Below are 24,167 nucleotides of genomic sequence, written 5' to 3'. Positions count from 1 at the left end.
ATGACCGCATCCCAGCCCGTGACCCCTGCCCTGAACCCCGCCGCCCTGCTGCCCGCCGGGGCCGCGCCGCTGCTCCACCTGGGCGTGATCCGCGTGGCCGGCGAGGACGCCGCCGCCTTCCTGCATGGCCAGCTGACGCAGGACTTCGCCCTGCTGGACCTGCAGCACGCGCGCCTGGCCGCGCTGCTCAACCCCAAGGGCCGCATGCTGGCCAGCTTCATCGGCTTCAAGCGCAGCGCCGATGAGGTGCTGCTGGTGTGCAGCCGCGACCTGCTGGCGCCCACGCTCAAGCGGCTGTCGATGTTCGTGCTGCGGGCCAAGGCGAAACTGAGCGATGCCACGGCCGACTTCCAGCTGCTGGGCCTGACGGGCGAGGCAGCCTCCGCCCTGCTGCCGGCAGGCAGCCCGCCCTGGACGCTGGCGCAGGCGGGCGGCGCCAGCGTAATCGCCCTGTACCCGGCCGACGGCCAGCCGCGCGCCCTGTGGCTGGCGCCCGCCGGCAGCCCGGCCCTGATGGCCGCGCCGCTGGCGCCCGAACTGTGGCTGTGGGGCGAAGTGCGCAGCGGCGTGGCCACGCTGACCCAGCCGGTGGTGGAGGCCTTCGTGCCGCAGATGCTGAACTACGAATCGGTGGGCGGCGTGAACTTCAAAAAGGGCTGCTACCCCGGCCAGGAGGTGGTGGCGCGCAGCCAGTTCCGCGGCACGCTCAAGCGCCGCGCCTTCTTGGTGCATGCGCCGTCGGCCCTGGAGGTGGGTGCCGAGGTGTTCGCGCAAGGCGATGCCGAACAGCCCGTGGGCCAGGTGGTGCAGGCCGCCGCCAGCCCGGCCGGCGGCGTGGATGCGCTGGTGTCCATGCAGATTGCCGCGGCGGACAAGCCGCTGGCGGTGGGCGGCGCGCCCCTGGCGCTGGCCGCCCTGCCCTACGCGCTGCTGGAAGACATCTGACCAAAATAGAGGTCAAAACCGCCTCCAGCGCCCGCCCATCAAGCGCAGGCAGCTATCAAAAGCATAGTCACTGCAGGGCGCGCAGCATGGTGATGTGGGCGATGCCGGCCTCGTCGAACGGCTCGCCCTGCACGGCAAAGCCGGCGCGGCGGTAGAAGTCCTCGGCGCTGCGCTGGGCGTGCAGCGTGGCGTGGCTGTCGCCGCGCTCGCGGGCGGCCTGCATCAGCGCATCCAGCACGGCGCGGCCCCAGCGCTGGCCGCGCACCACGCGGTCCACCGCCATGCGGCCAATGCGCCCCTGGCCATCCACGGCCGGCAGCAGCCTGCCCGTGGCCACGGGCAGGCCCAGGCGGTTGTAGGCCACGGCGTGCACGGCCAGCGCGTCCTGGTCGTCGATCTCGATGGCCGGATCGATCCCCTGCTCCTGCACGAAGACGGCCATGCGCAGGGCAGTGGCGTCGCGGCCAAGCGTGTCCCAGCCGCCGGTACGCAGCTCCACCATGGTGCCGGCGGCCTCGTAGTGCTCGATGATGGCGCGCAGCGCCGGCGGCACGGGGCGCTTGGTCTGCGTGGCCGGGTCGGCAAAAACGTAGATCAGCTCGATGCTGACCAGCAGCCGGTCGCCGGCGAAGATGCCCACGTCGAACACCATGGAGCTGCTGCCGATGCGCGTGCAGCGGATACCCACGTCCAGGATGTCCTCCAGCCGCGCCGAGGCGTGGTATTCCACCCCGGCCTTCTTCAGATAGACCTCGCCGCCCAGTACGTGCATGCTGGCCTCGTAGGGCAAGGCCAGGGCGCGCCAGTACTCGGTCACCGCGCAGTCGGCGTAGGTCAGGTAGTGGGCGTTGAAGACGATTTTCTGGGGGTCCACCTCGGCCCAGCGCACGCGCAGGCGGTGAAAGCAGCGGAAGTCTTGACGTTGCATGGCGACAAAAGAACAAAGAAAAAAGGTCAGTCGGTGGCGAAGGCCTGGCGCAGCGCGCGGCCCGCGTCCTGGTGGAACTGGCGCGCCTCGGGCAGGGCCCGGCCCATCTTGATGAACTCGTGCGTCACGCCGCGGTAGATCTCGATGTCCACCGGCACGCCGGCGGCGCGCAGGCGGTCGGCGTAGTCCACGCCCTCGTCCACCAGCGGGTCCAGCTCGGCCAGGGCCACCCAGGCCGGGGCGGCGCCCTCCAGGTCGTGCGCCAGCAGCGGGGCGAAGCGCCAGTCCTCGCGCTCGGGGCCGTGGCCCACGTACTGCTCGAAGAACCAGGCGATGGCCGGCTGGTCCAGCACCAGGCCGTGGGCGAAGCGGGTGTGCGAGGGCGTGTCCTGGTGCGCCGTGGTGCCCGGGTAGATCAGCAGCTGCAGCGCCAGCGCCAGGCCGGCGTCGCGCGCCAGCAAGGCGCTGACGGCGGCCAGCGTGCCGCCGGCGCTGTCGCCGCCCACGGCCAGGCGCGAGCCATCCGCGCCCAGTTGCGTAGCCTGGGCGGCCAGCCACCGCAGCGCGTCCCAGCTGTCGTGCACGGCGGTGGGAAAGCGGTGCTCGGGCGCGAGGCGATAGTCCAGCGACACCACCATGCACCGGCCCAGCCGCGCCAGCTCGCGGCACAGCACGTCGTGCGTGGCCACGCTGCCGATGGTGAAGCCGCCGCCGTGCAGGAACAGCAGCAGCGGCAGGCCGGCGTCAAGCGTGGGTGCGTACAGGCGCGCGGGCAGCGATGCGCCGTCGCGCGCGGGGATGTGCAGGTCCTCCACGCGGGCCAGCTCGGCGCGCGGCACCTCCAGCACCTCGGCGCCGGCCTGGTAGGCGGCGCGCGCCTGGTCCGGGGGCAAAGAGTGCAATGGCGGGCGGCCCAGGCGGGCCATGCGCTCGAGCACGCTGCGCATCTGCGGGGTGAGCTGGCGGGCGTGCGCCTCAAAGGCCGACTGCAGGCCCGGCGCGCCGCCGCTCACTGAAAGCTCACCTGCACCGGCTTGGCGCCGGGCAGGCCGATGTAGGTGGCCGTCACGCCCAGGCCGGGCTTCGGGGGCAGCAGCGGCGAGAACGAGCCCAGGCTGACCAGGTCGCCGGCCTTGAGCGTGATGCCCTCCTTTTGCAGCGCCTGGGCGAGCCACACCACGGCGTTGAGCGGATGGCCCAGGATGTCGCTGCCCTTGCCGCTGGCCAGCAGCTCGCCGCTTTGGTTGGTCAGCTGCACCTGCATGCGCTCCAGCGCATCCAGCAGGCGGTAGCGCTCGCCGCGCGTGGCGGGCACGGCGATGGGTTCGCCGGCCACGCCCAGGCGCGCGCCCACGTTGATGGCGGCCACGCCGGCGCCGTTCAGCTCGCCAGGCTTTTCCACGATCAGGTCGGGCAGCTCGACGAAGGGGATGACCTGGTCGATGTGCTGCAGCACCTCGTACGGCGTGCGGGCGTGGTGGATGGCCGCGTCCTTCACGCGCACCAGCATGTCGGCCTCGTACAGCGGGCGGGCGCCGAACTGCGCCGGCGTGGCAAAGCCGCTCGCCTGCACCATGCCTTCGTACAGCACGCCCCACACCGGCTGGTCGGTACCAAAGCGCTTTTGCACCGCCGGGTTGGTAAGGCCCGCCTTGTAGCCCACCACCTTGCCCAGGCGCTCGGCCAGCAGCGCGTTGAAGCGCTTTCTCGTGCAGGCGGCGTCGGCATCCGACAGCGGCGCGGCGAAATTGGCCGCCGGCGCCTTGTCGGCGTAGCGCGCGGCCAGGGCGCCGACCTGCGCGTCGTCCAGGCACTGGGCGCTGGCGCCTGTCGCGCAGGCGACGGCCAGCGCCAGCCCTGCAAGGGTTTGCTTCTTGGTCATACGGGTCTCCTGGTTGTAATGTGGCGGGTCATCGTAATTGCTATCCACCGTCCGTTGCAGCCATGGCCTTCATCAACTACGTCACCCAGATCCAGTTCGAATTCGGCGCGGTGCGCCTGCTGGCGCAGGAATGCGCCCGCGTCGGCATCACGCGCCCGCTGGTGGTGACCGACCCGGGCGTGCGCGCGGCCGGCGTGCTGCAGCCGGCGCTCGATGCTCTGGCCGGCCTGGCCGTCGCGGTGTTCGACCAGACCCCCTCCAACCCCACCGAGGCTGCCGTGCGCGCCGCCGTGCAGCTGTACCGCCAGGAGCGCTGCGACGGCCTGATCGCCGTGGGCGGCGGCTCGGCCATCGACTGCGCCAAGGGCATCGCCATCGCCGCCACGCACGAGGGGCCGCTCACCACCTACGCCACCATCGAGGGCGGCTCGGCGCGCATTACCGAGCGCGTGGCACCTTTGATCGCCGTGCCCACCACCAGCGGCACCGGCAGCGAGGTGGCGCGCGGCGCCATCCTCATCGTGGATGACCACCGCAAGCTGGGCTTTCACTCCTGGCACCTGGTGCCGCGCACCGCGATCTGCGACCCGGGCCTGACGCTGGGCCTGCCGCCGCAGCTCACCGCCGCCACCGGCATGGACGCCATCGCGCACTGCATGGAGACCTTCATGTCCACCGCCTTCAACCCGCCGGCCGACGGCATCGCGCTCGACGGCCTGGCGCGCGGCTGGCAGCACATCGAGGCGGCCACGCGCGATGGCGCCAACCGCGAAGCGCGGCTGAACATGATGAGCGCCAGCATGCAGGGCGCCATGGCGTTCCAGAAAGGGCTGGGCTGCGTGCACTCGCTCAGCCACAGCCTGGGCGGGCTGAACCCGCGGCTGCACCACGGCACGCTGAACGCGGTGTTCCTGCCGGCCGTGATCCGCTTCAACGCGCAGGCTGGGCAGGTACAAACAGAGCGGCGCATCGAGCGCATGGCGCACGCCATGGGGTTGCCGCAAGGCGCCGACGTGGCCGAGGCCGTGAAGGACATGACCGACCGCCTGGGCCTGCCCACCCGCCTGGCTGGCCTGGGCGTGACCGAGGACATGTGGGACGAGGTGATCCGCGGCGCCATGGCCGACCACTGCCACAAGACCAACCCGCGCGAGGCCAGCGCCGACGACTACCGCGCCATGCTGGCCGAGTCGATGTAGCCGGGCTTCAAGCCTTTTTGGCCTCCAGCGCCCGCCAATCAAGCGCCGGCAGCTATCAAAACAGGAGCGTCAGACGACCACCGGCTCCGGCTCCAGCCGGATGCCGAAGCGCTCATAGACGCTGGTCTGGATGGCGCGCGCCAGTGTCATCACCTCGCCGCCGGTCACGCTGGCCTCGGGCGTGCCGCGGTTGACCAGCACCAGCGCCTGGCGGTCATAGACGCCCGCCTTGCCCACGCTCTTGCCGCGCCAGCCGCAGGCGTCGATCAGCCAGCCGGCGGCCAGCTTGAAGCGCCCGTCAGGCAGCACGTAGTGCACCACCTTGGGCTCGCGGGCGATGATGTCCTGGCACTGCTCGGGCGTGACGGTGGGGTTCTTGAAGAAGCTGCCGGCGTTGCCCACCACGGCCGGATCGGGCAGCTTGGCGCGGCGCACCTCGCACACCCACTCGAAGATCTGCTGCGCGCTGGGCTGCTGGATGCCCGATTCCTCGCGCTTTTTCTCCAGGTCCAGGTAGCCCAGCTCGGGCCGCCAGTCCTTGGACAGCCAAAAGCGCACGTGCGTGATGATGGCGCGGCCGGCCAGGCCGAAGCCGCCGGCAGCCGGCGAGCGGTGCTTGAACACCGAGTCGCGGTAGCCGAAGGCGCATTGCGAGGCATCCAGCTCGAAAGTGGCCCCCGTGTCCAGGTCCACCGCGCGCAGCGAGTGGAAGCGGTCCTGCAGCTCCACGCCATAGGCGCCGATGTTTTGCACCGGCGCCGCGCCCACGGTGCCAGGGATCAGCGCCAGGTTCTCCAGCCCCGGCCAGCCGTGCGCCAGCGTCCAGGCCACGGCGTCGTGCCAGGCCTCGCCGGCGCCGGCCTCGACGATCCAGCCCCTGTCCGTTTCCTCCAGCAGGCGCATGCCTCGGATCTCCATCTTCAGCACCAGCGGCTCGACGTCGCCCGTCAGCACGATGTTGCTGCCCCCGCCCAGCACGAATTTCGGTGACCGCGCCAGCAGCGGGTCGGCCAGCACGTCCTGCACGTCCTGCGGCGCGCGCACGCGCACCAGGGTGTGGGCGCGCGCCGCGATGCCGAAGGTGTTGCAGCCCTGCAAGGGCACATTTTTCTCGACTACCATTGCCCGAATTGTCGCACCCGTGCCTTTGCCGCACGGGGCCTGGCCCGTTTTCCGAGGTACTGTCATGCCCTCTTTCGATATCGTTTGTGAAGCCAATTTCGTTGAAGTGAAGAACGCCGTGGACAACGCCTCCAAGGAGATCGGCACGCGCTTCGACTTCAAGGGCACGTCCGCCGGCGTGGAGCTCAAGGACAAGGAAATCACGCTGCTGGGCGACGCCGAGTTCCAGCTGCAGCAGGTCGAGGACCTGCTGCGCGGCAAGCTCACCAAGCGCAGCGTGGACGTGCGCTTCCTGGACGTGCAAAAACCCACCAAGATCGGCGGCGACAAGGTCAAGCAGATCGTCAAGGTCAAGAACGGCATCGACTCCGAGCAGGCCAAGAAGATCCAGCGCCTGATCAAGGACAGCAAGCTGAAGGTGCAGGCCGCCATCCAGGAAGAGAAAGTGCGCGTCACTGCACCCAAGCGCGACGACCTGCAGGCCGTCATGGCGCTGATCCGCAAGGAAGTGACCGACCTGCCGCTGACCTTTGACAACTTCCGCGACTAAGCCTCGCGCCGGCGAGCCGCCGGACAGCGAGTACGAAGACCTGCTGGGCCAGTGGTCCGACCTGGAGGCGCTCGCCTGCACGCTGCTGGCCCGTCCGTCCCAGGTGCAGGGGCTGGGCCCCAAGCTGCGCCAGTGCGACCGTTGGCTGGCCGACCTGGTGGCCCACGACATCGACGCGGCGCTGTACCTGATGTTCCAGCTGGCCACCACCTCCACCGTGGGCTACAGCGGCTCGCACGCGCTGGTGTGCGCCGCGCTGTGCCACATCCTGGCGGGCGAGCTGGCCCTGCCCGCGCACGAGCGCGCCAGCCTGGTGGGCGCGGCCTTCACCATGAACATCGGCATGACGGCGCTGCAGGACCAGCTGGCCGAGCAGCGCGAGCCGCTTACACCCGAGCAGCAGCAGGCTGTGGCCCGCCACCCCCAGGTCGGCTGCGAGCTGCTGCAGCGCATGGGCATCGGCGATGCGCTGTGGCTGCAGGTGGTGGCCCAGCACCACGTTCAGCTGCCCGAGCAGGCGCCCCTGGCCAGCCTGCCCCCGGCGCAGCGCCTGGCCCGCGTGCTGGGCACCATCGACCGCTACGCCGCCATGATCAGTCCGCGCACGTCGCGCGCGGGCCGCAGCGCCACCGATTCGGTGCGCGCCATCGTGGGCGACGAGGGACAGGGGCGCGACGAGGTCAGCCACACCCTGGTGCGCACCGTGGGGCTGTGCCCGCCGGGCACCTTCGTGCGCATGGACAACGGCGAGGCGGCCGTGGTGCTGCGCCGCAGCGAGCGGGCCAACGCCCCGCTGGTGGCCAGCGTGCTGGACGCGCGCGGCGAGCCGCTGACGGCGCCCCAGCTGTACCAGACGCAAAGCAGCAGCGGCCCGCGCATCCAGTCGGCGCTGGCGCGCTCGGCCGTCACGCTGGAGCTGAACCACCGCACCATGGTGCGCCTGGGCCTGTACGCGGCCCAGCGCACGCAGACGCTCTAGCAGCCCCTACTTCTTCTTGGCGCCCAGGCGCGATTCCTGGCCCTGGACCAGGCGGCGGATGTTGTCCTTGTGCCGCCAGGCGAGCAGCCCGGACATGACAGCGATTGCCAGGCCCACGCGCGCGTCGCTGTACCAGGCCATGCCGGCGCCCAGCACATAGAAGAAGGGTGCAAACACCGCCGCCACCAGCGATGCCAGCGAGGAGTAGCGAAAGAAGAAGGCGATGATGACCCAGGTGGCCAGCGTGGCCAGGCCCAGCCAGCCGCTGATGCCCAGCAGCACGCCGGCAGCCGTGGCCACGCCCTTGCCGCCTTCGAAGCGGAAGAACACCGGCCACAGGTGGCCCACGAAGGCCGCCAGGCCCACCAGCGCCAGGGTGCCCTCCTCCAGCCCGTAGGGCGGGCCGAACCAGCGCACCAGCACCACCGGCAGCCAGCCCTTGAGCGCGTCGAACAGCAGCGTGACGACCGCCGCGGCCTTGTTGCCCGAGCGCAGCACGTTGGTCGCGCCGGGGTTCTTGCTGCCGTAGGTGCGCGGGTCGTTCAGGCCCATCAGGCGGCTGACGATGACGGCGAACGACAGCGAGCCCAGCAAGTAGGCGGCCACGGTGGCGGCAAGGGTGAGCAGGATGGAATTCACGTTGAGAAGGCGACAGTCGTGGAAAAGCGGCCGGTCATTGTGCCAGCGCGCACTGCACGGCCCGCGCGCCCAGCAGCTGCACGCAGACCTGCGGATCGAGCTGCACCAGGTAGCCGCGCCGCCCGCCGTTGATGGCGATGCGCGGCAGCTCAAGAATGCTTTCCTCGATGAACACCGGCATCGCCTTGCGCGTGCCAAAGGGCGAGGTGCCGCCCACCAGGTAGCCGCTGTGCCGGTGGGCGACGTCGGGCTTGCACGGCTCGACGCTCTTGGCGCCGATCTGGCGCGCCAGGTTCTTGGTGGACACGGTGCAATCGCCATGCATCAGCACGACGAGCGGGCGCGCGTCCTGGTCCTGCATGACCAGGGTCTTGACGACCAGGTGTTCATCCAGCCCTAGCTGGCGCGCTGACTCGGCCGAGCCGCCGTGCTCCACGTAGTCGTAGGGGTGCTCGGTGAACGCCACGCCGCGCGCGCGCAGCAGCTGCGTGGCGGGCGTCTCGCTGATGTGCGCGACCTTGCCTTTCTTCGCCATGGAAAATATTCAAAATTGATAGCTGCCAGCGCTTGACTGGCGGGCGCTGGAGCCGTTTTTTACCTAAATATTTACTGCGCCGGGTCGCGCAGCTGCCAGCGGATGGCGTCGATCTCGGCCAGCAGCTCAGGGCTCAACTGCACGCTCCAGGCGTCCAGGTCGTCATGCAGCTGCGCGGCAGAGGTCACGCCGATGATGGTGCTGGCCACGCGCCAGCTGCGGTAACAAAACGCCAGCGCCAGCTGGGTGGGCGTCAGCCCGTGATCGCGCGCCAGCTGGTTGTAGCGGCGCGCGCCGGCCAGCGCTTCCGGCCGGCCCCAGCGCTGCTTGCGCACCGATTCGTAGCGCGCCAGGCGCGCATCCTGCGGCGCCCCTGGCTCGGTGGGCGCATGCTGGTCGTACTTGCCCGTGAGCAGGCCGAAGCCCAGCGGCGAGTACGCCAGCAGCGACACGCCGAGGCGGTGGCAGCTCTCGTCCATGGCGTTGTCCCAGCTGCGGTTGAGCAGGCCGTACGGGTTTTGCACCGCCACCACGCGCGGCAGGCCGTGCTGCTCGGCCAGTCGCACAAACTCGTGCACGCCCCAGGGCGTCTCGTTGGACAGGCCGATGTAGCGCACCTTGCCGGCGCGCACCAGCCGGGCGAGCGCCTGCAGCTGCTCGTGCAGGGGCGTCTGGCTGGTCTCCTTGGCCGGGTCGTAGTAAAGCTGGCCAAAGGCGGGCACATGCCGCTCGGGCCAGTGGATCTGGTACAGGTCGATCACGTCCGTCTGCAGCCGGCGCAGGCTGCCCTCGCACGAAGCGGCAATGTCGGCGGCCGTCATGCCCACGCCGTCACGAATCCACGGCATGCCGCGCGAGGGCCCGGCCACCTTGGTCGCCAGCACCAGCCGCTGGCGCACGCCGGGGCGCGCTGCCAGCCAGTTGCCGATGATGGTCTCGGTGGCGCCATAGGTGGCCTCGCGCGCCGGCACGGCGTACATCTCCGCCGTGTCGATGAAATTCACCCCGCGCTCCAGCGCCTGGTCCAGGATGGCATGGGCGTCGTGCTCGTCCACCTGCTCACCGAAGGTCATGGTGCCCAGGCAGATGGGGGTGACACGCAGGTCGCTGTGGCCAAGGGGAAGGGTGTTCATGCAACGGGCTCCGTCAAAAAATGCAGCGCCCGAGTGTACGGACGCCCGCGCCGGCGTGCAGCGCGCACACTGTCCCAGGCACGACTGGGCGCCGCCGGCGCGACGCAAATAATCCGGCCCCATGTACCAGCCCCTTCGCACCGCGCGCACCGAAACCGTGCGCATCCGCCACCTCGACTACCACGTGCGCCTGTGGGGCGCCCCCCAGCCCGGCCAGGCGCCGCTGGTGCTGGTGCACGGCTGGATGGATGTGGGTGCATCCTGGCAGTTCGTGGTCGATGCCTTCAGCAAGGCCTTTGCCGCCGGCCGCCAGATCATCGCCCCCGACTGGCGCGGCTTCGGCCACACGCGCCCGGCCGCGCCCTGTGACCACTACGCCTTTGCCGACTACTTGGCCGACCTGGACCAGCTGCTGGACCACTACGCCGGCGCCCAGCCCATCGACCTGGTGGGCCACAGCATGGGCGGCAACGTGGCCATGGTCTATGGCGGCGTGCGCCCCGAGCGCATCCGCCGCCTGGTCAACCTGGAGGGCTTTGGCCTGCCCGCCACCCACCCAAGCCAAGCCCCGCGCCGCTACGCCCAGTGGATGGAGGAGATCCGCCAGCACGAGCGCGGCGAACTGGCGCTCAAGACCTATGACGATGCCGACGGCGTGGCCCAGCGCCTGATGAAGACCAACCCGCGCCTGCCCGCGGGCAAGGCCGCCTGGCTGGCGCGCGAGTGGGCCGCGCCCGGCGCCGACGGCCGTTGGGCCATCCTGGGCGACGACGCCCACAAGATCGTCAATCCGCACCTGTTCCGCGTGGACGAGGCCCTGGCGCTGTACGCCGCCATTCGCGCGCCCGTGCTGTCCGTGGAGGCGAACAGCGATAGCCTGAGCCAGTGGTGGAAGGACAAGTACACCCTGGCCGAGTACCACCAGCGCCTGACGCACGTGCGCGACGTGCGCACGGCCGTGGTGCAGGACGCGGGCCACATGCTGCACCACGACCAGCCACAGGTGGTGGCGAAGCTGATCGAAGACTTCGTCTCGAAGATTTAAGGCAAATCGGCCTGAAGCGCTTGCCAGTCAAGCGCTGGCAGCTATCATTTTTAGCCCATCCCCCTACCCACGGGCCGGCGTGGGCTCCATGAGAAAATCGCCTGTTATTTCACGCAGAACACACAGGAAAGAATCACCATGGAAGCAGAACACATCAACCAGATCGGCAACACCCTCGAAGACCTCAGCGCGCGCACGCGCGAGTTACGGAGGTATCTTTGACTACGATGCCAAATACGAACGCCTGCGCACGGTAAACGCGTCGCTTGAAGACCCGAACGTCTGGAACGACCCCAAGAAGGCCCAGGACCTGGGCAAGGAAAAAAAATCGCTCGACGCCGTGGTGCTGACGCTGCAAAAGCTCACCGCGGAGCTGGCCGACAACAGCGAGCTGTACGAGATGAGCCGCGAGGAAGGCGACGAAGCGGGCCTCGCCACCATCGAGGCCGAGACGGCCAAGCTGCAGCCGCTGATCGAGGAACTCGAGTTCCGCCGCATGTTCGGGCGCGAGGCCGACCCGCTGAACTGCTACATCGACATCCAGGCCGGCGCCGGCGGCACCGAAGCGTGCGACTGGGCCGGCATGCTGCTGCGCCAGTACCTGAAGTACGCCGAGCGCAAGGGCTTCAAGGCCACGGTGGATGAGGAAACGCCTGGCGACATCGCCGGCATCAAGGGCGCGACCATCCACATCGAGGGCGAGTACGCCTATGGCCTGCTGCGCACCGAGACCGGCGTGCACCGCCTGGTGCGCAAGAGCCCGTTCGACTCTTCGGGCGGGCGCCACACCTCTTTCGCGTCGCTGTTCGTCTACCCCGAGATTGACGACTCGATCCAGATCGACATCAACCCGGCCGACGTGCGCACCGACACCTACCGCGCTTCCGGCGCGGGCGGGCAGCACATCAACAAGACCGACTCGGCCGTGCGCCTGACGCACATGCCCACGGGCATCGTGGTGCAATGCCAGGACGGCCGCAGCCAGCACAGCAACCGCGACGTGGCCTGGCAGCGCCTGCGCTCCAAGCTCTACGAGCTGGAGATGAGCAAGCGCATGCAGGCACAGCAGGCGCTGGAGGACACCAAGACCGACGTCGGCTGGGGCCACCAGATCCGCAGCTACGTGCTGGACAACAGCCGCATCAAGGACCTGCGCACCAACGTCGAAGTCTCGGCCACGCAAAAAGTGCTGGACGGCGACCTGGACCAGTTCATCGAAGCCTCGCTCAAGCAAGGCCTTTGAAACCGCCCGTGCCCGGCACGGACAAGGAAAGCATCCGTCATGATGATGATGTCGAGAGAAGGACAACCCGCTGCCATCCAACGCCAGGACTACGCGCCCCCGGCGTACTGGATCGACGCGGTGCAGCTCACCTTCGACCTGGACCCGGCCAAGACCCGCGTGCTGAGCAAGATGCAGGTGCGCCGCAACCCGCAGGTGGCGCCCCAGCCGCTGCGCCTGGATGGCGAGGAGCTGAACCTGGCGCGCGTGCAGGTCAATGGCGCAGGCACGTCCTTCAAGATGGAGGATGGCCAGCTGGTGCTGGAAAACCTGCCGGGTGGCCACGAGCCCTTCGAGCTGGAGATCTTCACCACCTGCCAGCCCATCAAGAACACCCAGCTGTCGGGCCTGTACGTGAGCGAAGGCACGTTCTTCACGCAGTGCGAGGCGCAGGGCTTTCGGCGCATCACCTATTTCCTGGATCGTCCGGACGTCATGGCCACCTACAGCGTGCTGCTGCGCGCGGACAAGGCGGCCTATCCGGTGCTGCTCTCCAACGGCAACCTGGTCGAAAGCGGCGAGCTGGACGATGGCCGCCACTTCGCCCGCTGGGTGGACCCGCACAAGAAGCCCAGCTACCTGTTTGCCCTGGTGGCGGGCAAGCTGGTTGCGCGCGAGCAAAAGATCAAGAGCCGCGCCGGCACCGAGCACCTGCTGCAGGTCTGGGTGCGCGCCGGCGACCTGGGCAAGACCGAGCACGCCATGAATTCGCTGATGGCATCGATTGCCTGGGACGAGGCGCGCTTCAACCTGCCGCTGGACCTGGAGCGCTTCATGATCGTCGCCACCAGCGACTTCAACATGGGCGCGATGGAAAACAAGGGCCTGAACGTCTTCAATACCAAGTACGTGCTGGCCAGCCAGGCGACGGCGACCGACGTGGACTTCGCCAACATCGAGTCGGTGGTGGGCCACGAGTACTTCCACAACTGGACGGGCAACCGCGTCACCTGCCGCGACTGGTTCCAGCTGTCGCTGAAGGAAGGCCTGACGGTCTTTCGCGACCAGGAATTCTCGATGGACATGGCCGGCAGCCCGTCCGCGCGCGCCGTCAAGCGCATCGAGGACGTGCGCGTGCTGCGCACCGTGCAGTTCCCCGAGGACGCCGGCCCCATGGCCCACCCGGTGCGGCCCGACAGCTACGTCGAGATCAACAACTTCTACACCGTCACCATCTACGAAAAGGGTGCCGAGGTGGTGCGCATGCAGCACAACCTGGTCGGGCGCGAGGGCTTCGCGCGCGGCATGAAGCTGTACTTCGAGCGCCACGATGGCCAGGCGGTGACCTGCGACGACTTCGCGGCCGCCATGGCCGACGCCAACCCGGGTAGCGAACTCAGTCGCCGCCTGGAGCATTTCAAGCGCTGGTACTCGCAGGCCGGCACGCCGCGCGTGAAGGCCGTGGGCCAGTACGACGCCGCTGCGCAGACCTACACCCTGCAGCTGTCGCAAAGCTGCCCGGCCACGCCCGGCCAGGCGGACAAGCAGCCCTTCGTCATCCCCGTGACGCTGGGCCTGCTGGGCCCGCAAGGCGCCGCCCTGCCCCTGCAGCTGCAGGGCGAGGAGCAGCCTGGCGGCACCGAGCGCACCGTCGTGCTGCACGAGGCGCAGCAGACGCTGACCTTCACGCACGTCGCCCAGCCGCCCGTGCCCTCGCTGCTGCGCGCCTTCAGCGCGCCGGTGGTGCTGGAGTGCGACTACAGCGACGAAGACCTGCTGCTGCTGCTCGCGCACGACAGCGACCCCTTCAACCGCTGGGAGGCCGGCCAGCGCCTGCTGCTGCGCGTTGCTATTGAAAGCATAGCAGCTCCCGCAGGCGGGACGGGCGCTGGAGCCGGTTTTGACCAAAGACTGCTGCCACCCGCCATCGTGCAGGCGCTGCAAGGCGTGCTGCGCCACCCGCAGCTGGACGCCGCCTTCAAGGAGCTGGTGCTGAGCCTGCCCTCCGAGGCCTACATCGCCGAGCAGCTGGACACGGTCGATCCGCAGCGCGTGCATGCCGTGCGCGAGGCGCTGCGCCTGGAGCTGGCCACCGCCCTGCAGGCCGATTGGGAATGGGCTTTCGAGACCCACCAGGACAGCGGCGCCTACCGGCCCGACCCGCAATCCGCCGGCCGCCGCGCGCTGGCCGGCGCGGCGCTGTCCATGCTGTGCCTGGCTGCGCAGGCGCAAGGCGATTCGGTCTGGCCCGGCAAGGCCTACCAGCGCTTCAAGTCCGCCGGCAACATGACCGATCGCTTCAACGCCCTGGCCGCCCTGGTCACCAGCGGCCACGAGCTGGCCGCGCCGGCGCTGCAGCGCTTTCACGCGCTGTTCAAGGGCGACGCGCTGGTCATCGACAAGTGGTTCGCCCTGCAGGCCGCCACGCCGGACCGCGCGGGCGACGCCCTGCCCGCCGTGCGCGCGCTGATGCAGCACCCGGACTTTTCGCTGAAGAACCCCAACCGCGCGCGCAGCGTGATCTTCAGCTATTGCAACGGCAACCCCGGCGGCTTTCACCGCGCCGACGGCGCCGGCTACGCCTTCTGGGCCGAGCAGGTGCTGCAGCTGGACGCCATCAACCCGCAGGTCGCCGCGCGCCTGGCCCGGTCGCTGGACCGCTGGAGCAAGCTGGCTGAGCCCTACCGCGGCGCCGCGCGCGAAGCCATTGCCCGCGTCGCTGGCCACGCCGCGCTGTCCAGCGACGTGCGCGAGGTCGTGACCCGCGCCCTGGCTGCCTGACCCTCCAGCACCACACATCCAAGAGAGACCCACTGCAATGACCGAACGCATCAGCCTGACCCGCTACCTCGTGGAGCAGCAGCGCGACCACGGCCGCATCCCGCCGCAGCTACGCCTGCTGCTGGAGGTGGTGGCGCGCGCCTGCAAGCGCATCGCCCTGGCCGTGAACAAGGGCGAACTGGGCGACGTGATGGGCACCGCCAGCACCGAGAACGTGCAGGGCGAGGTGCAAAAGAAGCTGGACATCATCGCCAACGAGACGCTGATAGAGGCCAACGAATGGGGCGGCCACCTGGCGGCCATGGCCAGCGAAGAGATGGAGGGCATCTACGTGGTGCCCAACCGCTACCCGCAGGGCGAATACCTGCTGCTGTTCGACCCGCTCGACGGCTCATCCAACATCGACGTGAACGTCAGCATCGGCACCATCTTCAGCGTGCTGAAAAAGCCCGAGGACCACCCGGGTGTGCAGGTGGGCGACTTCCTGCAGCCGGGCTCTGCCCAGGTGGCGGCCGGCTACTGCATCTACGGCCCGCAGACCACGCTGGTGCTCACCGTGGGCGACGGCGTGGCCATGTTCACGCTGGACCGGGAGCAGGGCTCGTTCGTGCTCACGCGCGAGAACATCCGCATCCCCGAGGACACGAAGGAATTCGCCATCAACATGAGCAACATGCGCCACTGGGACGCGCCGGTGCGCCGCTACATCGACGAGTGCCTGGCCGGCGAGGAAGGCCCGCGCGGCAAGAACTTCAACATGCGCTGGATCGCCAGCATGGTGGCCGACGTACACCGCATCCTGATGCGCGGCGGGATCTTCATGTACCCCTGGGACAAGCGCGAGCCGAACAAGCCGGGCAAGCTGCGCCTGATGTACGAAGCCAACCCCATGGGCTGGCTGGTCGAGCAGGCGGGCGGCGCGGCCACCAATGGCAAGGAGCGCATCCTGGAAGTGCAGCCCACCCAGCTGCACCAGCGCGTGAGCGTCATCCTGGGCTCCAAAAACGAGGTCGAGCGCGTGACCAGCTACCACGGCGGTATATAATTTGAGTCTTCGCCGGTGTAGCTCAGTTGGTAGAGCAGCTCATTCGTAATGAGAAGGTCGCGTGTTCGATTCATGTCTCCGGCACCAGATCAAAAAGCCCGCTATCCCAAAGATAGCGGGCTTTTTTACGTGCGCGCTCGACGCTTGAATCAGCCGCCCCGCACCATCTGCATGATCTTCGCGGTATTCAGCCCCCGGGCCGTCTCCTGCATCTGGGGCAGGTACCGGGTCTGCAGCTGGCGGCCATCGGCCATCACGTGCTGGTAAGCGTCGCGCAGCATCTGCGTGCTCAGGGTGCGGCCGCCGGCGTAGTACTGGTTGGCTACGTGGCCGAGCGCGTAGGTGGACGCAAAGCTCATGCCGCTGCTCACCGCCTGGCGCCCCAGGCCGCCCAGCAGGCCCTTGCCGGCCTTGCCCAGCAGGCCGCCGAGCAGCTTGCGCCCGGCCTCTTCCAGGTACTGGGAGGTCAGGCCCACGCCCAGCGCCGCCAGCAGATCCTTGATGTGGCCGCGGTCCAGCTCGTAGCCGTAGCCCTGGCCGATCTGGTAGACCAGCCGCATCTGCAGCGGAATGATGGCCAGCGTGGACAGGTTCTCGGGCAGCAGTTCGATGGCGCCGTTGAGGATGGAGGCGTTGAGGATCTTGCGGTCCATCTCGGCGGCAGGCAGCTTGCCCGTGCGGCGTGCGGCCGGCTCGCTCGCCAGCGCATCGGCGGCGCCCGGGTGCGGCGCAGGCTGGCCTGGCGGCACCCACTGCGGCGCGGCGACCGAGGGTGTCTGCAGCGGCGCGCTGGCCAGGGCATCGGCCTGCGCGGCGAACCCCGCGGAGGTCGGCTGTCCCAAGGCTTCGCGCAGCTGCGCCAGGAAGGCCTGCTCCTGCGCACTGATCTGACCGTCGGCCTCGCAGACGCAGACCGCCATCTCATAGGCCAGCTGGCGCGACTCGGCGCTGGCCAGCTGGGGCAGCACATCGGCCAGCTGTACCCGGCGCATCAGTACGTCCTGGTACAGGCCAGGCAGGTTGACCTGCTGGTCCTGCGCCAGGCCTTGCGCCACTTGGCGGATCTGCTCGCGCTCACGGTCATGCTTGTCGCCGTCGGCATACGAAGCCAGCAGGCAGATGGTGAGAATGGCGCGGATTTCTTCGGTGCCCATCAGTTTCCTCGTTGAGTCATGGCAGCGGCCAGCTTACCTGGGGCGGCTTTTGGGGCGCAAGGCACAGCCTTGGTCCGTGCCGGTGCTTTCGCCCCACAGAGCGGCGACAAGTGCCGTCAAAAAAGATAGCTGCCTACGCTTGCCCCACAAGGGTTTGAGGCCGATTTGGCTCCAAACTCAATGAAAGTCCCGGCTGCCGCCCAGCACTGGCGCCAGCCGCCCCAGCAGTGCTGTGCAGTCGCGCAGCCGCTCGGCCACCAGGGTGCACACCGGCGTGCTTGAGTCCGGCTCCTGGTGGCGCTGCCAGCGGCCCTGCACGGCCAGCAGGCGGGCCTGCAGCAAGGGCGTGCGCCAGCGCTCCAGCACGTGGGGCCAGACGATGACGTTGACCGGGCCGGTCTCGTCCTCCAGCGTGACGAACATCGTGCCCTTGGCCGAGCCCGGGCGCTGGCGCACGGTGACGATGCCGCAGGCGCGCACCAGCGGGCCGTGCGGCGTGCTGCGCAGCTGCAAGGCGGTGCGCACGCGCAGGCGCTCGAGCTGCGGGCGCAGCAGGGCCAGGGGGTGGCGGCGCAGCGTCAGGCCGGTGGCGGCGTAGTCGAAGGTGATGTTCTCGCCCTCGGGCGCGGCGGGCAGGGCCAGGGTGGCCTCGTGCAGCGGCGCGCTGCGCAGGAGCGGCGGGGGCAGCTGGTGCGCGGCCGCGTCCCACATCTGCTGGCGCCGGTGGCCCGACAGGGCGCGCAGCGCGTCGGCCGCGGCCAGGGCCTGCAGGTCGGCGCGCGTCAACGCGGCGCGCAGGGCCAGGTCTTCGGTGCTGCAAAAGGCGCCGCCCTGGCGGCGGGCCTGCACCAGCCGCCGGGCCGCCGCCAGGGGCAGTCGCGCGACCAGGTGCAGGCCCAGGCGCACGGCAGGCTGGGGCGCGGTGGATGGTGCCTGGGGCAGCGGTTCGCAAGGCAGCTCCAGCGCGCTGTCCACCTCGCTGGCCAGCACGTCCACGGGCAGCACGCGCACGCCGTGGCGGCGCGCGTCCTGCACCAGCTGGGCGGGCGGGTAAAAGCCCATGGGCTGGGCGTTGAGCAGCCCCATCAGAAAGCAGGCCGGCTCGTGGCACTTGAGCCAGGCGCTGGCATACACCAGCGACGCGAAGCTGGCGGCGTGGCTTTCGGGAAAGCCGTATTCGCCAAAGCCCAGGATCTGCTGGAACAGCCGCTCGGCAAATTCCGGCGGATAGCCGCGATCGGCCATGCCGCTCTTGAGCTTGTGCTCGAAGCGGTGCACCCCACCCTTGCGCCGCCACGCGGCCATGGAGCGGCGCAGCTCGTCGGCCTCGCCCGGCGTGAAGCCGGCCGCGTCGATGGCGATCTGCATGACCTGCTCCTGGAAGATGGGCACGCCCAGGGTGCGCTCCAGCACGTGGGCCAACTGGGGGAATTCCAGCGGATAAGGCTGCTCCCGCTGCTCCTGCTGCTCGCGGCCCATGGCCCGGCGGCGGGCGCGCGCCTGCAGATAGGGGTGGACCATGCCGCCCTGAATGGGCCCGGGCCGTACGATGGCCACCTGCACCACCAGGTCGTAGAAAGTGCGCGGCTGCAGGCGCGGCAGCATGCCCATCTGGGCGCGGCTCTCGATCTGGAAGACCCCCACGGTGTCGGCCGCGCAGACCATGCGGTAGGTGGCGGGGTCTTCCTGCGGGATGTCGGCCAGGCCCCAGCGCGGCCCGCGCAGCGCAGCGCGGGCGTCCAGCGCGCGGCGCAGGGCGGTGAGCATGCCCAGGGCCAGCACGTCCACCTTCAGCAGGCCCACTTCGTCCAGGTCGTCCTTGTCCCACTGGATGATGGAGCGCTGCTCCATGGCGGCCGGCTGCACGGGCACCAGCCGGGTCAGGCGGCCTTCGGTCAGCACGAAGCCGCCCACGTGCTGGCCCAGGTGGCGCGGCATGCCGCGCAGCTCGCGCGCCAGCTCCAGCCACAGCGTGGCCTGGCGCGGGGGCAGCGGCTGGTCCAGCTGCTGCGCCAGGGCCTGCAGGTGCTCCACCGCGCGCAGGTCGTCGAACCAGTGGTGGTCCTTGGCGAAGGCGTCGATCAGCGCCGGCGCCACGCCCAGCGCCTTGCCCACGTCGCGCAGCGCGCTGCGCGAGCGGTAGCTGATGACGACCGCCGCCAGCGCGGCGCGCTCGCGCCCGTAGCGGCTGTAGAGGTACTGGATGACCTGCTCGCGCCGCTCGTGCTCGAAGTCCACATCGATGTCGGGCGGCTCGCCGCGTTCGCGGCTGATGAAGCGCTCAAACAGCAGCTGCGACTGGGCCGGGTCCACCGCCGTGATGCCAAGGCAGTAGCACACGGCCGAGTTGGCGGCCGAGCCGCGTCCCTGGCACAGGATGCCCTCGCTGCGCGCGTAGCGCACGATGTCGTGCACGGTGAGGAAGTACATCTCGTAGCCGCATTCCTCGATCAGCACCAGCTCGCGCGCGAGGGTCTTGCGCACTTTCTCAGGCACGCCTGAGGGGTAGCGGGAGCGGGCGCCCTCCTCGGTCAGCCAGGCCAGGGTCTGCGCGGCGGTCATGCCGGGCAGCACGCTTTCCTTGGGGTAGCGGTAGCGGATTTCGGGCAGGCTGAAGCTGCAGCGCGCCGCCACCTGCAGCGTGGCGGCCAGCAGCGCGGGTGGGTAGAGCCCGGCCAGCTGGCTGCGCGGGCGCAGGCGCCTTTCCGCATGGGCGGCCAGCTCGCGGCCGCACTCGGCCACGCTGCGGCCCAGGCGCACGGCGGTCATCACGTCGTGCAGGGGTTTGCGGCTGCGGGCGTGCAGCTGCACGTCGCCCGCAGCCACCAGCGGCAGCCCCAGGCGCGCGCCGGCCTGCTGCAGGGTGTGCAGCCACAAAGCGTCGTCGCCGCCCAGGTGCAGCTCCACGGCGATCCAGCATTTCATGCCAAATACGGCTCCAGCGCGCTCCAGGCAAGCGCTGGCAGCTATCAAATCAGAAGCATCCGGCAGCGCCTCGCGCTGGGGCGCCAGCAAGATCTCGCAGCCGGCCAGCAGCGCCCAGGGCGACTGTGCGTCCACACAGTAGCTGCCCTGCCCCGGCCGGGCGCCGGCGCGGGCGGCGGTGATGAACTCGCACAGCCCGCCCCAGCCCTGCAGGTCGCGCGCCAGGGCCACGATGCGCACGCCGTCCCACAGGAATTCGCTGCCGGCGATCAGCTGGAGCCCGGCCTCGCGCGCGGCGACGTGGGCGCGCACCAGGCCGGCGACGGAGCATTCGTCGGTCAGCGCCAGCGCGCCGTAGCCCAGGGCCTGGGCGCGCTGCACCAGCTCGTGCGGGTGCGAGGCCCCGCGCTGGAAGGAAAAGCAGCTCAGCGCGTGCAGCTCGGCATAGGCGGGCAGCGGGGGCGGCGCGGGCCTCATGCGTACACCCCGTGCAAGAACCAGCCGCCGCTGGCGCGGTCGCGGTAGATCCAGACCCAGCCCGCCGCGTCGTTGTGCGCCACGAAGTAGTCGCGCCGCACCAGGCCCTGGCCGTCGCCCTGCTCGGCGGCGCCCTCCCACCAGCCGCATTCCACCCGCTCGGGCCCGGCCAGCAGGCGCAGCGCCTGGCCGCGCAGGCAGGGCCGGTCGCCCTGCTGCGGCAAGGCCCGGGGCGGGCGCAGCAGCCAGGGCGGCCAGAGCGTGGCACGGGCGGCATGCGCGGCGCCGCTCCCCTGCCCTGCCCGGCCGGCACAAGAGGGCGAAGGGGCCAGCGCTGGCTGCCAGCGCTGCATGCGCTCGGGCCGGTGGTCGTCGCCGGCCACGGGCAGCTGCACGCTGGCGGCGCCCAGGCGGGCGGACAGGCGCTCGACCAGCTGGTGCCAGGGTTCGGCCCCGGCCGCGGCGCCCTCGCCCTGCGCGGGCGCCAGCAGGCTGTGGCTGGCCGGCGCCAGCGGGGCCGTCTGCAGACTGCGCAGGGCCAGCCGGTCCACGGGCGCGGCCAGGCGCTGCAACTCCAGGCGCTCGGCCAGCAGGCGGCGCAGGTGGGCCGTGTCCTGCAGCGGCTCGGCGGTGCGCAGCCGCAGCGCCTGCCAGGCGGGCAGCGCCACGCCATCGACGCGGCGCAGGTCGTGGTGCCAGGCCAGCTCCAGCTCCAGCACGCCTTGCTGGCGCGCGTGCAGCCAGCCTTGCAGGGCGTCCAGCAGCCGCTGGCCGGTCCACAGCAGCGCAGGGGCAGCCTCGGCCAGGGCGGGCAGCTCCACCTCCAGCGCGAAATGCTCGGGCAGGGCCAGCCATTGCCAGCCCGCCTGCGTCTCGCCCCAGGCAGCGTCCAGCGCCTGCAGGCAGGGCAGCCCGAAGCGCCGCGCCAGGGCGCCGCGCGGCAGGGCGCGCAGCGCGCCCCAGGTGCGGCAGCCCAGGTGGGCCAGGGCCTGGGCGTGCGGGCGCAGGGCGCTCAGGGTGTCGATGGGCAAATCGTGCGGCAGCCGGGACGGCGGCGGCTGGCCGGCGCGCTGCAGGCGCAGCAGGGCCAGCGCCTGCCAGGCGGTGGTGGCCTCGGCCCAATGCTGCGAGTGCTCGTGGTCGGGCGCGGCCTGGCGCAGCTGGGCGCGCAGCGCTGCCATGCCGCCCCACAGGCGGGCGGTGCTGGAGACCTCCAGCACCAAGGCTTCTTCCAGCAGCGCCGCCCGGGGCGTGAAGCGCAGGGCCCACCAGCCCTGGGCGCCGGCCAGCAGGCCGGGCTCAGGCGGGGGCAGCGGCCAGGCCAGCCAGCGCATGGCGAACGGGCACCAAGGCGGGACGCACGGGCGCCTGCAGGGCGGCGGCCTGCTGCAGCTGCTGGCGCCGCCGGGCCTGGGCGGCCAGCACCTCGGCCAGCAGCACGCTGCTGGAGGGCAGCGCCACCGGCTGCGCCAGGGGCGGGCCGCGGCGCTTGAGCAGGTGCACCTGCAGGTGGCGGTGCTGCACGCGCTCCAGCCACAGGCGCAGGGGCGCAGGCGACGCACCCTGCCGGTCCTGGCTGGCACGGAACACCCACAGCAGCTGCTGGTGCTGCGCCGCCGCCAGCTGCAGCCGGCGCAGCACGGCCGGCGGCGCCTGGGGCAGCCAGGCCAGCACGGCGCTCACATCGCGGCAGCGCAGCGCCTGCTCGCAGGCCCAGGCAGCGGCCAGCGCGTCGCCTGGCCAGATGCAGCACAGCCGCCCGGGCGGCACGCCGGCGGCCTGCAGGGCAGGCGTGAAGGGCTCCATCGGCGGGGCCGCCAGCACGGCGCGGCCGGCGCTGCCTTGCAGCCGCGCCGCCAGGGCGGGCAGGACCAGGGCCCATTCGGCGTGGGCGGCAGGCTCCAGCAGGACTTCGGTCAGCGCCCCCAGCGGCCAGCCGCCGGCGGGCAGCTCGGCGTCCAGCGCCATGTGGCCGCTGGCCACGACGCGCTGCGGCGCGCCCAGGCAGTCCTGCCCACGCCACAGGCCCGGCAGGGACGGAATAGGCAGGTGGACGGGCTGGGCATTCATGGCGGCGGTCTTGATACTGTTGAAATATACAGTATCGAGACCGCGGCGCCGCTACGAACCCTGTGCCAAAGCGGCTTGGCCCATGCGCTGGGCGACGGCTGCGCCCCACTGCGCGACGGCCTGGTCGCCCTCGCCTTCGCCGCCGCCTTGCAGCCGTGGCCAGCGGCTGTGGGTGGCGTCGATGATGCTTTGCAGCTGCCACAGCGCCTCGCGCCCGAGCAGCGCCAGCTCGGCCAGGCCCTGCTCGTCACCCTCCAGGTAGGCCAGGGCCTCGGCCTGCTGCCGGGGGTGCGAGCCCGCTTCGAACAGCGTCTTTTGCAGCGTCGCCAGGCGCTGGGTGACGAAGGCGCAGGCCTGGCCGCTGCCCTCGGCCAGCAGCGCCGGCGCCAGCGCATCGCTGCGCGCCTGCCAGTCGGCAAACGTCTGCGACAGCAGCTCGATCAGGTCATGCACCTGGGCAGACGTGACGTGCAGCGAAGCCTGCACGGCGCGGATGTTCAGCGCCGGCAGCAGACAGGCCACCAGGGCGGCGGGGAACTTGCGGTGGCTCATGCGCAGGGTGAGCGACAGGCGCTGCGCGGCCGCCTCGTTGGCGTATTTCTCGAAGAAGGCGGAGGCCACCTCGGCCACCAGCAGGATCTGCCCCATGGGCGAGATCTGCTCGCCCTGCAGCCCGCGCGGGTAGCCGCTGCCGTCCATGCATTCATGGTGCTCCAGGATGGCCTGGGCCACGCTGCGCGGATAGACGTTCTGTGCCTGCACGATGAGGGCCGCCGTGACCGGATGGGCCATGAGCTCCTTGCGCCCGGCGCCGGTCACGCGGGTGCTGCTGTCGTGCCAGATGGGGTCCAGGTGCAGCGTGCCGATGTCGTGCAGCAGCGCCGCGGCCGCCAGGTGCACGCATTCGCGCTCGTTCATGCCGCTTTTCAGGCCCAGGTAGATGCTCACCAGCATCATGCGCACGCTGTGCACGTACAGACTGTGGTGCTGCTCGCGCATCACCGTGAGCTTGAAGGCCAGGGCGTGGGGCAGCACCAGCGAGCGCACGGGGGCCAGCAGGCGCTCGACGGCCATGCCGTCCAGCGTATGCACCAGCAGATAGGCCAGCGTGTCCTGCTCGCACTGGGCGGTGGCTTCGTGCACCAGGGCAGGCACGCCGACCATGTCCTGCACGGCCAGGTGGTCGTCGATGTGGCCGCGCAGCTTGTAGCGCACCAGGCGGTCGTACAGGGCGCTATCCACGCGCACGTCCTTGTCCACCAGCTTGATGCCGCGATCGGTGTACAGGGCCTCCTGCGTCATCACCTGGCAATGGTCGGCCATGTCGGTGACGGCGCGCAGGTAGTGGCTGTTGTCCTCGGGCCGCTGCTGCGCAGCAGTGCCGTCGGGGCTGGATTCGGAAGCAGACATGCGTGCGAAAGGATGTAAACAAGTGTTTCCGTGGCGGACTATACGGCCCTTTGCACGCGGCCATCGACCAACGAGACGGCAAAAAGCCGGGCAATGCCCGGCTTGGCAGCGCCTAGCGCCGGTGCG

Annotated in this window: 20 protein-coding genes and 1 tRNA gene; 9 read left to right on the top strand and 12 right to left on the bottom strand. The window is 70.3% G+C overall.

Going from position 1 to position 24,167, the window contains the following annotated elements; all coding sequences use genetic code 11:
* A complete protein-coding gene (ygfZ, locus tag C7H73_RS08310) occupies positions 1–945 on the top strand; it encodes a CAF17-like 4Fe-4S cluster assembly/insertion protein YgfZ (protein WP_106846207.1) in 945 nt (314 codons plus the stop codon).
* Between the two features lie 67 nt (positions 946–1,012).
* Here the strand turns inward: ygfZ and C7H73_RS08305 are convergent, their stop codons facing one another.
* The 3 genes from C7H73_RS08305 to C7H73_RS08295 form a co-directional block, all read right to left on the bottom strand.
* On the bottom strand, positions 1,013–1,873 hold the full coding sequence (locus C7H73_RS08305) for a YbgC/FadM family acyl-CoA thioesterase (protein WP_106846206.1): 861 nt from the start codon (positions 1,871–1,873) through the stop codon (positions 1,013–1,015).
* A 26-nt stretch (positions 1,874–1,899) separates the two neighbouring features.
* The gene (locus tag C7H73_RS08300) at positions 1,900–2,820 is read right to left on the bottom strand and encodes an alpha/beta hydrolase (RefSeq protein WP_106847596.1); all 921 of its coding nucleotides are present in this window, start codon (positions 2,818–2,820) and stop codon (positions 1,900–1,902) included.
* Positions 2,821–2,882: 62 nt separating this feature from the next.
* Positions 2,883–3,755, bottom strand: a complete 873-nt coding sequence (locus C7H73_RS08295) for a 2-keto-4-pentenoate hydratase (protein ID WP_106846205.1) — start codon at positions 3,753–3,755, stop codon at positions 2,883–2,885.
* A gap of 62 nt (positions 3,756–3,817) precedes the next feature.
* Here C7H73_RS08295 and C7H73_RS08290 point away from each other — a divergent pair, with 62 nt between their 5' ends.
* Positions 3,818–4,954, top strand: coding sequence for an iron-containing alcohol dehydrogenase (locus tag C7H73_RS08290; protein ID WP_106846204.1), 1,137 nt, complete (start codon positions 3,818–3,820; stop codon positions 4,952–4,954).
* 69 nt (positions 4,955–5,023) lie between these two features.
* Here C7H73_RS08290 and murB read toward each other — a convergent pair whose 3' ends face one another.
* Positions 5,024–6,076, bottom strand: a complete 1,053-nt coding sequence (gene murB / locus C7H73_RS08285) for a UDP-N-acetylmuramate dehydrogenase (RefSeq protein ID WP_106846203.1) — start codon at positions 6,074–6,076, stop codon at positions 5,024–5,026.
* A gap of 64 nt (positions 6,077–6,140) precedes the next feature.
* Here murB and C7H73_RS08280 point away from each other — a divergent pair, with 64 nt between their 5' ends.
* Together C7H73_RS08280 and C7H73_RS08275 are read left to right on the top strand one after the other, a co-directional pair.
* On the top strand, positions 6,141–6,626 hold the full coding sequence (locus C7H73_RS08280) for a YajQ family cyclic di-GMP-binding protein (protein ID WP_106846202.1): 486 nt from the start codon (positions 6,141–6,143) through the stop codon (positions 6,624–6,626).
* Entirely contained in the window at positions 6,607–7,605 is a 999-nt protein-coding gene (locus tag C7H73_RS08275) for an HD-GYP domain-containing protein (RefSeq protein WP_106846201.1), read from the top strand. Before C7H73_RS08280 ends, C7H73_RS08275 begins: the two co-directional genes overlap by 20 nt.
* 6 nt (positions 7,606–7,611) lie before the next feature.
* Here C7H73_RS08275 and plsY read toward each other — a convergent pair whose 3' ends face one another.
* From plsY to C7H73_RS08260, 3 genes are all read right to left on the bottom strand, one after another.
* Positions 7,612–8,244 carry a glycerol-3-phosphate 1-O-acyltransferase PlsY gene (gene plsY, locus C7H73_RS08270; RefSeq protein WP_106846200.1) on the bottom strand — a complete coding sequence of 211 codons (633 nt, stop codon included), beginning with the start codon at positions 8,242–8,244 and terminating at the stop codon, positions 7,612–7,614.
* A 34-nt stretch (positions 8,245–8,278) separates the two neighbouring features.
* Positions 8,279–8,779 carry an aminoacyl-tRNA deacylase gene (locus tag C7H73_RS08265; RefSeq protein WP_106846199.1) on the bottom strand — a complete coding sequence of 167 codons (501 nt, stop codon included), beginning with the start codon at positions 8,777–8,779 and terminating at the stop codon, positions 8,279–8,281.
* Positions 8,780–8,850: 71 nt separating this feature from the next.
* Positions 8,851–9,912, bottom strand: coding sequence for an aldo/keto reductase (locus C7H73_RS08260; RefSeq protein ID WP_106846198.1), 1,062 nt, complete (start codon positions 9,910–9,912; stop codon positions 8,851–8,853).
* A 121-nt stretch (positions 9,913–10,033) separates the two neighbouring features.
* Between C7H73_RS08260 and C7H73_RS08255 the strand changes: the two genes are divergently transcribed.
* From C7H73_RS08255 to C7H73_RS08235, 5 genes are all read left to right on the top strand, one after another.
* Positions 10,034–10,957 (top strand): alpha/beta fold hydrolase, encoded by a 924-nt coding sequence (locus C7H73_RS08255; protein ID WP_106846197.1) that lies wholly within the window; start codon positions 10,034–10,036, stop codon positions 10,955–10,957.
* A gap of 138 nt (positions 10,958–11,095) precedes the next feature.
* Positions 11,096–12,200, top strand: a protein-coding gene (gene prfB, locus C7H73_RS08250; RefSeq protein WP_106846196.1) for a peptide chain release factor 2 whose coding sequence is annotated in 2 segments (ribosomal slippage) — positions 11,096–11,176 and positions 11,178–12,200 — 1,104 coding nt in all. Because the reading frame shifts where the segments join, the coding sequence is not laid out codon by codon here.
* 48 nt (positions 12,201–12,248) lie between these two features.
* Positions 12,249–14,960, top strand: coding sequence for an aminopeptidase N (gene pepN / locus C7H73_RS08245; protein WP_106847595.1), 2,712 nt, complete (start codon positions 12,249–12,251; stop codon positions 14,958–14,960).
* A 37-nt stretch (positions 14,961–14,997) separates the two neighbouring features.
* A complete protein-coding gene (locus tag C7H73_RS08240) occupies positions 14,998–16,005 on the top strand; it encodes a class 1 fructose-bisphosphatase (protein ID WP_106846195.1) in 1,008 nt (335 codons plus the stop codon).
* Between the two features lie 11 nt (positions 16,006–16,016).
* A tRNA-Thr gene (locus tag C7H73_RS08235) sits at positions 16,017–16,092 on the top strand.
* A 62-nt stretch (positions 16,093–16,154) separates the two neighbouring features.
* Here the strand turns inward: C7H73_RS08235 and C7H73_RS08230 are convergent.
* The 5 genes from C7H73_RS08230 to C7H73_RS08210 form a co-directional block, all read right to left on the bottom strand.
* Positions 16,155–17,159 carry a YcjF family protein gene (locus C7H73_RS08230; protein ID WP_106846194.1) on the bottom strand — a complete coding sequence of 335 codons (1,005 nt, stop codon included), beginning with the start codon at positions 17,157–17,159 and terminating at the stop codon, positions 16,155–16,157.
* A 177-nt stretch (positions 17,160–17,336) separates the two neighbouring features.
* A complete protein-coding gene (locus C7H73_RS08225; protein ID WP_106846193.1) occupies positions 17,337–20,561 on the bottom strand; it encodes an error-prone DNA polymerase in 3,225 nt (1,074 codons plus the stop codon).
* A complete protein-coding gene (locus C7H73_RS08220; protein ID WP_106846192.1) occupies positions 20,558–21,895 on the bottom strand; it encodes a DNA polymerase Y subunit UmuC family protein in 1,338 nt (445 codons plus the stop codon). Before C7H73_RS08220 ends, C7H73_RS08225 begins: the two co-directional genes overlap by 4 nt.
* Entirely contained in the window at positions 21,861–22,631 is a 771-nt protein-coding gene (gene imuA, locus C7H73_RS08215; RefSeq protein ID WP_106846191.1) for a translesion DNA synthesis-associated protein ImuA, read from the bottom strand. The genes C7H73_RS08220 and imuA overlap by 35 nt, the downstream gene beginning before the upstream one ends.
* A gap of 51 nt (positions 22,632–22,682) precedes the next feature.
* Complete coding sequence (locus C7H73_RS08210) at positions 22,683–24,041, bottom strand: HD-GYP domain-containing protein (RefSeq protein ID WP_106846190.1); 1,359 nt, start codon at positions 24,039–24,041, stop codon at positions 22,683–22,685.
* Positions 24,042–24,167: the final 126 nt, after the last annotated feature.

Origin of the sequence: Pulveribacter suum, assembly GCF_003013695.1 — a bacterium.
GTDB lineage: Bacteria > Pseudomonadota > Gammaproteobacteria > Burkholderiales > Burkholderiaceae_C > Melaminivora > Melaminivora suum.
This window is presented reverse-complemented; position numbering and strand designations above follow the sequence as displayed.